4 protein-coding genes are annotated in these 2,128 nt (G+C 56.1%); 2 read left to right on the top strand and 2 right to left on the bottom strand.

Annotated features, from left to right (window positions below):
• Together JRI89_17775 and JRI89_17770 are read left to right on the top strand one after the other, a co-directional pair.
• The coding region (locus tag JRI89_17775; protein MBW2073082.1) for a sulfite exporter TauE/SafE family protein at positions 1-169 on the top strand (169 nt) is incomplete at its 5' end.
• A gap of 23 nt (positions 170-192) precedes the next feature.
• The gene (locus JRI89_17770) at positions 193-831 is read left to right on the top strand and encodes a M23 family metallopeptidase (protein ID MBW2073081.1); all 639 of its coding nucleotides are present in this window, start codon (positions 193-195) and stop codon (positions 829-831) included.
• 81 nt (positions 832-912) lie between these two features.
• On the opposite strand, the gene JRI89_17765 is transcribed toward JRI89_17770, so the two are convergent.
• Positions 913-1,818: an ADP-ribosylglycohydrolase family protein gene (locus JRI89_17765; protein MBW2073080.1), complete on the bottom strand. Its 906-nt coding sequence runs from the start codon at positions 1,816-1,818 to the stop codon at positions 913-915.
• Positions 1,819-1,833: 15 nt separating this feature from the next.
• Positions 1,834-2,128: citrate (Si)-synthase (locus tag JRI89_17760; GenBank protein ID MBW2073079.1), on the bottom strand; the 295-nt coding region annotated here is incomplete at its 5' end.

Genomic DNA, 2,128 nt, shown 5'->3' with positions numbered 1-2,128 from the left:
GGGCGGGTTGATGTTTGCTTTCGGCCTGGGTACAGTGCCGGCACTTCTTCTTGTTGGCAAACTCGCGGACCTTGGTTGGCTGAGAAAGAGAAGAATGATCTACAGCTTTTCCTCTTTTCTCATGATGGCAGTCGGCGCTTACTTTATTATCAGGGGCATGAAGTATTGATGAACTAATGAAGGGAGGAGACTATGAGCCTGGCGCTCTCATGTTTTCCCATCCGTTATCCTTCGAGGCTTGCCCGCCAGGATACGGTTGTGGTTTCTCGGTTAAAACTCGGCGAATGCCCCCAGGAGATCACCTTCAAAAATGATTACCATGAATCCAGGGACCGAGGCAGGCTGCACCATGCCATAGACATATTCGGCTCCATTGGCTTGCAGGTTGTTGCCACTCGCCCTGGAGTAGTCGCCCAACACTGGAATTATGGCGGAGCAATGGCAGGTGCGCCGCGAGGCGGCAAGACCGAGAGCAACGGCTACTATGTGCGCCTCGTGGACGATGAAGGGTACGTGCACCTCTATGGCCACCTGCTGACGACGCCTTCGGTCACTGCTGGCGACAGGGTGGAGGCCGGCCAGCTGCTTGGCGAGCTGGGAGAGTCCGGCCTGGCAGCTGATTCGTGTCCCCATCTCCATTATCAGATAAAACAGCCCATGCAGCTGTCAAAAAAGCGATCATACGCTTTGCTAATGGACGGAGTGTATTACAGTACACGAGGAGGCAAGTCCCTGAATCCCTACCAGGAGCTCGTTCGCTTGTGTGTAGCAGCTGGTGGAGTGCCAGCCTATGATAGCAGTTACGTGCTGCCTCCAGAAGGGTTGCTCTGAGCCGCTGTTGAGCCGCCAGTGACCGGCAGGGCTTGCGGCAGCACGCCGGCAGTGGAACAAGACTCTATCCAGACCGCAACTCTAGCCAAGGCGCTGGAGAAGTTCCCTGATGTAGGGGCCCTTTTTCATGTCTGTCAGCCAGGCAGCGGGAATGCTGTCTTCTCCCAGATGAGCACCCAGTATCATGCCCACAGCCATGCCGCGGGCTGCTGAGTCGCCTCCCGCCATTATTGCCTGAACCAGCCCTTCCTCGAGATCGTTTTCATACTTGGCAATGAGGTGGATCACCCCAGGAAAGGCTTCAGGGGTGTGACAGGTCTGACCAAAAGTTTTTATGACGGCCACACTTTCCTGCCCTATCGTGGCCAGCCCTTCCTCCACCCATGCACTAAGAGGAGAATCGGTGAAGTGCTGCTGACTGACTTCCTTGATGGTTGGGCGAGGCGACGAGCCTTTGAGAACGTCCCAGGCAACCCTGGCGAAAAGCTCGGCACAGTCAACGGTGAGTTCGTCCTTGTGGGTCATTCTGGTCTGGACTCTGGCTGCCTGGATCAGGGCGTCGACATCGTGCTGGTAACAATAGACGAGTGGAGCAATCCGTGAGGCTCCGGCCAGGTCATCGGAAGGAGATCCTGACTCCTGCGGTGATTTGCCCTTGCCAAACTGCCGCAGCGCTCCTTTGGTGGCAGCGTCGTAGTAGCCGTGGTAGTTATGGAACAAGGCCCGCCACCGTTGGGCAAAGTCCTCCAGAATAAGGCCCCTGCTGGCAGCGACAGACTCCAGGAGCACCAGGGCCTGATCACCATAATGGGTGAATTCGCCTCTTTTCTTGCCGGGATGGTAGGATTCTTGCCCGGGCGCGATAAACTCAGCCACCCTGCCATACTGCTCCTTGATTTTGGCAGTGTCATAGATCCAGTGCACCCCCAGAGCCAGGGCGTCGCCCACAAAGGAGGCCAGCACCATGGCTGCCCCATTTCCCGTCATTGCTTTCTCCTCTAGTTAGCGCGCTTCGAGCGGTTCGAAGGTGCAAACTTCCGGACCGCAATACTCTCCCACGTATTCAGATTCAGGCCGATAGAGCATGGGCTTGGGAGCTGCCTCAGCAAACTGCTCCTCGATCACGTGTGCTGTCCAACCGGCTACTCTGGAAATGGCAAAGATAGGGGTAAAAAGATCCATAGGGATTCCCATCATGTAATAGAGTGAGGCGCTGTAAAAGTCCACGTTGGTATAGATGTCCCTGCCCTTCCGCTTGCGAAACTCCTCTTTGGCTACCCGTTCCAGAAGCTCGGAC

It is taken from the genome of Deltaproteobacteria bacterium (genome assembly GCA_019309045.1).
Classification (GTDB): Bacteria; Desulfobacterota; Syntrophobacteria; order BM002; family BM002; genus JAFDGZ01.
This window is presented reverse-complemented; position numbering and strand designations above follow the sequence as displayed.